The 6770-nt window shown below is 40.0% G+C and carries 5 protein-coding genes and 1 pseudogene; 3 read left to right on the forward strand and 3 right to left on the reverse strand.

What is annotated here, in order from left to right; genetic code table 11:
- Positions 1-40 precede the first annotated feature (40 nt).
- From QUA83_RS23245 to QUA83_RS23255, 3 genes and pseudogenes are all read left to right on the forward strand, one after another.
- Positions 41-802, forward strand: coding sequence for a calcium-binding protein (locus QUA83_RS23245; protein ID WP_333296177.1), 762 nt, complete (start codon positions 41-43; stop codon positions 800-802).
- A gap of 156 nt (positions 803-958) precedes the next feature.
- Positions 959-1144 (forward strand): annotated as a pseudogene (locus QUA83_RS23250) (bifunctional 5,10-methylene-tetrahydrofolate dehydrogenase/5,10-methylene-tetrahydrofolate cyclohydrolase); the annotation flags it as partial.
- A gap of 73 nt (positions 1145-1217) precedes the next feature.
- On the forward strand, positions 1218-2006 hold the full coding sequence (locus QUA83_RS23255; RefSeq protein WP_333296179.1) for a calcium-binding protein: 789 nt from the start codon (positions 1218-1220) through the stop codon (positions 2004-2006).
- A gap of 474 nt (positions 2007-2480) precedes the next feature.
- Here the strand turns inward: QUA83_RS23255 and QUA83_RS23260 are convergent, their stop codons facing one another.
- From QUA83_RS23260 to QUA83_RS23270, 3 genes are all read right to left on the reverse strand, one after another.
- Positions 2481-2729, reverse strand: coding sequence for a DUF4926 domain-containing protein (locus QUA83_RS23260; protein WP_333296180.1), 249 nt, complete (start codon positions 2727-2729; stop codon positions 2481-2483).
- 260 nt (positions 2730-2989) lie between these two features.
- Entirely contained in the window at positions 2990-4453 is a 1464-nt protein-coding gene (locus QUA83_RS23265) for a class I SAM-dependent methyltransferase (protein WP_333296181.1), read from the reverse strand.
- 1530 nt (positions 4454-5983) lie between these two features.
- Positions 5984-6613, reverse strand: coding sequence for a DUF4760 domain-containing protein (locus QUA83_RS23270; RefSeq protein WP_333296184.1), 630 nt, complete (start codon positions 6611-6613; stop codon positions 5984-5986).
- Between the last annotated feature and the right edge of the window lie 157 nt (positions 6614-6770).

Raw genomic sequence — 6770 nt, forward strand, 5'->3', positions numbered from 1 at the left:
AGTAGGGTTAGTAATCTACCAACACACAGAGATTTTAGCTATGGCTTTAAAACCGGATGCGTCAGGGATATTACGCTTAATTGGCGACAACACCTCGGAATTGATTCAACTTTCTTTTGGAGAGCTAACAAACTTCCCTTTAGGAGCTTGGGCCCTCGATGGCAACGATACAGTAGATGGCTCAGGGGCTAGCGAGTTAATCCTGGGAAATGAAGGGGAAGATTTTCTCACAGGTTTTGCAGGCAACGATTCTTTATTTGGGGGAAAAGGAAGAGATTTACTGGATGGCTCTGATGGAGATGACTGCCTCAGTGGTGGTTTAGATGCTGATTTGCTTACGGGAGAAGCTGGCGATGATATTTTATTTGGGGGTAGAGGCAATGATCTTTTAGACGGCGTAGATGGGAATAACACTCTGGTTGGTGGCTTGGGCAGAGACTTATTAAGTTGTGAGTTTGGCAATAATTTATGCGTTCTGGGAATAGATTCTGCCACTACAGATATCAATTCTAGTGATGCGATCACAGGTTTTGTTCCTGATGTTGATCGCATTGGATTAGCGAGTGGCTTAACGGTCAATGATATAGTGTTGGAGCCGGTACAGGATGTGACATTCACATATAGGTTCGAGTTCCCACAAGCTTTACAACCATTCCTTCCTCCAGCTTTTATCAACGGAATTAGCGGACTTTCTTCAGGAACTCTAATCAGAGTCAGGAATTCTAACGCGATTTTAGGTTTTGTAGAGGATGTAACCCCTAATGAACTTCAAAACAGCATTGTTTCCGTTCAGGGTTTCTAAATTCAGGACAATCAGTGGTGATATGACAAACTTATCATATTTTTAGCCACAAATTAACTCCTGATATTTACAGGACTTACGCAGAAACGCTAGTAGTAGGGTGCGAATTTCGCACTTGACTACTATGGGTTGTGTAAAAAGTGACTATATTAATGTGATGTCGGTATCAACCGCGTTGTCAATCCAGACGGTACGAGTCGTTTGGCTGGAGATGTTGATTTTAATGCTGTTAAAACAGTAGCCGAATTTATCACGCCGGTGCCGGGAGGAATCGGGCCGATGACTGTGGCAATGCTTTTGGAAAATACCGTTTCAAGTTATATTGAATACGGTTCTAATTGAATTATGACCCACTTGTGAGCCAGTATTGGCTCAAGTAGGGTTAATAATCGACCAACACACAGAGATTTTAGCTATGGCTTTAAAACCGGATGCGTCAGGGACCTTACGCTTAATTGGCGACAACACCTCGGAATTGATTCAACTTTCTTTTGGAGAGCTAACAAACTTCCCTTTAGGAGCTTGGGCCCTCGATGGCAACGATACAGTAAATGGCTCAGGGGCTAGCGAGTTAATCCTGGGAAATGAAGGGGAAGATATTCTCATAGGTTTTTCAGGCAATGATTCTCTATTTGGGGGAAAAGGAAAAGATGGCCTGTATGGACAGGAGGGAAATGACTCCCTCATTGGTGGTCTAGAGGCTGATTGGCTTCTTGGAGACGCTGGCGATGATATTTTATTTGGGGGGAAAGGCAATGATTTGTTATCCGGCACAGATGGGAATAACACTCTGGTTGGCGGCTTGGGCAGAGACTTCTTAGAGTGTGGGCTTGGCAATAATTTATGCGTTCTGGAAATAGATTCTGCCACTACAGATATCAATTCTAGCGATATAATCGAAAGTTTTGATCCTGATTTAGATCGCATTGGATTAGCGAGTGACTTAACGGTTAATGATATAGTGTTGGAGCCTGTACAAAATGTGGCATTAACATATAGGTTCGATGGGCCGCAAGCTATACTGCAAGATGTGGCCGACGAATTTAGCGGATCTGCTTCAGGAACTCAACTCAGAGGCGGAATTAGCGGAGTTTATTCAGGAACTCTCATCAGAGTCAGGAATTCTAACGGGATTTTAGGTTTTGTAGAGGATGTAACCCCTAATGAACTTCAAAGCAGGATTGTTTCCGTTCAGGGTTTCTAAATTAAGGACAATTAGTGGTAAGCTGACCAACTTACAGCGTATTCCAGGTTTATGAAGTACACCCCAGAAACCGGGTTTCTTTACAGTTCTCAAATCATTACTAATTCGGTTCAAGAAACCCGGTTTCTCTGTCATACATCTACATGGAATCTGCTGTATGATACAGCATATAGCAGTTCTCAATAAAGTGAGGTATACCCTATACCCTATACCCTATACCCTATGCCCTCTGCCCTCTGCCCTCTGCCCGCTTATCAAGCGTGCACCTCATGTTACTGAGAAAGGCTATATTCCATGAATATAGGGTATCGGCTCAATAAATAGGGGGAGCAATTATTCTAGTTGCCAAGACAAGCCCAAGGGATGAAGAGAAGATTTTTCGGGAATAATAGTGGAGAGAGAGGGAATGATTCCAAGTTGAGAAATTCAACCTGAAATCCAATTTTTTATAAATTCCGCAAGTTATTGGGCTGCTTATGCTGTAACCATTTCGGGTTTGATATCAGGTGATGCTGGCTCAAAATACAACACCATGATTTGCTCTGGATGCAGCCCGACAGATTCATAAGTGCGTCCGTTGCGATCGCTAAATTCAACCTCAAAGGCTGCACCATCAGCCAACAGTTCAACCACAGTCCCTACTTGTCCGCGCCACAGATTGTATTCAGGAATGTCAACGGTTAAGGCAACGAGATCTAGTAATTTAATTGTATTCTTTGCCACTCTTATTACCTCCCGGCACTACAGAGGATAGCAGCTTGTTAATCAGCGCTATCCTAGGGCTTGCGCCAGTCTCTAATCTATAGGGTGCGGATCTGTGAGATTTTCAAGGAAACTTGCAGATTGTAGATGGCGACGCACCTTACCCTATTAGAAACCGAATAAGCAATCTGGAGGATATCACGATTTTTTACATATTATCTCAAAAATAGCAGCCTAAATTCTGCATGAAAAAGTCAATATGTAGCTGTATCCATCTGCCTTTATATGCGTGCATCTGCGATTAAATATTCCAAATCTGCCAGCAGTGACAGATTCAGACAATTTAAGACACTGGATTTGATCGGACGCTTTTCATCCCAAAATACCATCGATGAATAAAATTTAATTGCTGGCGATGAATTCAAAAGGTCAAAAGTTTTACGTGCAACTCGTTCGTTTTCAAAACTGAGAAAATAAACAGTATCATCGAAAATCACAGGTTTATTAGCGATTCCACTTATCAATCTGAAATCCAATTTTTTATAAAGTCCGCAAATTGCTATTTTCCAAAATTTGAAGCTATAATCGCCAACGCCAAAAATAGAAAAGCGAGGATTGTGCTGATAAATTTTGCTTTTGCGATTATCTAGATATTGTCCGCACACCTCCAGATAGCGCCAGGTTTTAGGAGCGATATCTCTGATCGGTTCGGTTGACTCGCCAATAAATTTTTGAGTTACTAAAATATAGCGGTTTGTGGCATTAATGCGATTTTGAGCGACATCCGATCCTTTAAGTAGCGGAAATAAATAAGTTTCCTCAAGATCGACTCCTTCCCCAAATCCATTGACAAACAAATTATCAATTTTCCGAAATTCCATCACGCTCGAACAGTCGTGCTTTAGACCCGATCGCCATTTCGTTCCTGAATTTACAGCATATAAATTACTCAAATTATTGAAAGAATCTATATCTTTAACCAGGAGATTGTTGTGATATCCGATTCGGTGAGAATCTGAACTTTCTAAACTGCTAAATACATCGCAGAAGTAGTTTTGTGAACTTAAGTCAAACTTGCAGTATAACAAACAGGCATCCACATTTGCACCAAAATACTTTTTAGCATCTATTGTGTAAGTTGCACAGCTAGCGAGATTCAGTTTTTTTGAATTAATGTAACTCAATAACTTTCTAGCAGTAGAAGTTTTGCAAAGCATTGCCAGATCCGCATTGCGATTTTGCAGCCATTGCACCGTCTGGATCAACATCCATTCTGAGATATCGAAGTTACTCTTACCTGTTAGTGCATCTAAGCCAGTGTGCTTTTGAAAATTACTTTTTCTCGGCAAGTTTTCACTGCCAACAGTTCCTTGTTGTGAGTTTGTTACCCAAGGAAAGTTCCCAAGAACCAGTACCCTATGATTAAATTGGTTGATTAATGATGTCCAATCAAAATCAAAAAAATCTCCGTGCTTAACGTCACATCTTTCATCCTGTAACAATTTCTGCTTAGTTATTAATTCTCTTAAATAACTGTGATTTATTTCAACCCCGATAATCTTGCTGGCGGATGGAAACGAATTTGCAGCAGCTTTAATGAAATTACCTATCCCGCAAGTTGGCTCAATGATGACTTTGGGGTTAACATCAAGTTCTCTCAATTTCCGACACACCATCTCGGCTAATTCCAGCGGTGTCTGAAAATCCCCGTATTCTAGTTTGGTTTTGCGATCGTTGGAAATCATGAGTTAAATTTGTAAACAGCGATAACGCCGTCTTGTTGTCCGGCACGCTCAATTCTACTTGTTACCAGGCTTCAGCCTGGTAACGCAGATCCGGAGACTCTGCCTCCAATGTTCCCAAGCAAGTGAGGCAAAGCCTCTAGACATCGGTTCCCCGGCTGTGCGTGGGAACCAGTTAAATAGTAGAGTTAATCCGGTTCTGAAATATCGAGTTGGTTTTTTTCAGTAAGATAACTGATGTTAATTATCGGTACACGGTTTATTGTAGATACCGGAAAGGATTTTAATCGGCTCTTCCAGTGATCGATATCACTAAGGATTGGAGATAAAGATCATTAAAATTCATGTCATATATCACCGACAAGCTTGAATTTTATTGCAACTTGTTTATCTTTGTAGGTGCGACAACTCATAGGCTGATAGCTCAATGCGCTCAGTCTTGTATAATCCGAAGACCTCTCTAGAACTCGTTAACGAAAAAGTTGACAGAGAGAAGCTCGTTGGTGTATTATTTTTTTTAAGCCAGTATGATTGCCTAAACTTTTAAAAACAGAGTTCAGTCTATGATTTGTCGCAAAGTAAATCGGGACTTCTCCATGTTTGAGTTAGTTTATGAGGCATTATAACTTAGCTGACATTAGGAAAAAATAATAAGTCTTAGGGTGTTGCACCAATCTATGTTTGGTGTTTTGCAGATTGAGTTTACCTGGAATTATTCTGGTGTGGCTAACTCTCAGAGTATTCAAAGGCTTAGATGATTTCCAACCCAAAAGTATGGGAATAAAAGTGTTTCCCCCATTCTCAACCTAGATTTTCTCACCTACACTCTGGAGAAAGCAGAAAATGAAGAACTTTAACAATAAAGATAACGATCGAGTGGCATCGGTTTCCTTGATTTCCTTATTCAGTAATGCTGATAATCAACAAATGAGCTCTCCTTCATATTTTGAGGGGGATCTCTAAAGTTGGATGTGTGAGGGTTGAGAAATATGGAGATACTCATCAACCTAATTCTTTAGATTGAAATTAGGTTGATGAGTTCTAGGGAATTAGGTAACAGTCAAGTGCAGAAAGTGAGTTGCCCCTCACTCTCTGCAAAAATTAGCGGTTCTGTCGAGTATGAAAATGTTAGCTTTCGTGACAATTGTCACGGTTGGATGCGATTTTCAAGATAGGTGACTTTCTATCGCATCTGCTACACTAATAATCATTAATGACAGACAAAAGCCAACAGGTTTTAGAAGCCTGTATCACCTTCAAAAAGTAAGTCGATTGAGTAACAAGTAAATCGTTTCATCATTTCTCCTTTTATTACAACACAAAAAGCACAACTACGTCCTTGTCTCCAGAGTAGTAAAGACCTTCAATGAGACTGATGCACCTTTTATGGCTCAGTTTACACTTCCTTTAATTGACTCTTCCATTTGTCGAGAAACAATCCGGAAATATTTCCCGATTGTTTTCTTCATTTGACTCATTTCGATCCTGAATCCGCTAGGTAAAACCTTTTACAAACAATAAAAAGTCGGGTAATTAATGTCTCCATTGCTCACATAGATCTGTTAAGTGGATGTAAAGCCTCGGGCTCTGTTTGTCTCTTCGCGATCGGTGAACAAAGAGCGTGAAGGTATCGCAATAAGTACAAACTATATATCGATAAAACTCTTTCAAACATTTTTCGTCAACGAGACCGAAATGGACACACATAGACATTTCTTCTAAAAAATTAAGAATATTGACTATTTCCTGCTTTTTCTCTGCATCTGCATATATCTGATTCATGTACTCATTACTTTTGGTCTCATCTAGCGGTTTGAGATCTTTATGAATTTTTGCGGCAATTTGTCGAACACTAAAATAGCTAGGATCGTTCCATATTTGTATGTAACGTAAGGTTCGATCGATTTTTTTGTCTTCTAAATTGATTTCGATTCCCCGCAAAGCATATACGGCACTAGATATTCCTGCGGCAGTAGCTAATGTAGTTACCGCAAAATTTAAAGTGTCTCGGTATTTTGATTGTGAGTCATGAAAATGAACAGCGATTAAAGTTAAGGCTGCAATAAAGGTAGTAATTCCAATTCCCATTGTGAGATTTAGACTGATTTTGAGGAATCCGTCGGGTTCTCTTTTACTGAGTGGAGTTGTCGGTTTGGTTAGCATTTTTAACTCCTTAGTGTTCAATGAATCTCAAATATTAATCATTTTTACAAATCTACTCAGGGTTTTCCGGCATCAATTTAAGGAATGAAAAATAAATAACTTAATGAATTACTCAGGTTGGGGTACGGCTCGATAATTCCATTTGGGCAAATATTCG

The organism is Microcoleus sp. K1-B1 (genome assembly GCF_036704705.1).
Classification (GTDB): Bacteria; Cyanobacteriota; Cyanobacteriia; order Cyanobacteriales; family Microcoleaceae; genus Microcoleus.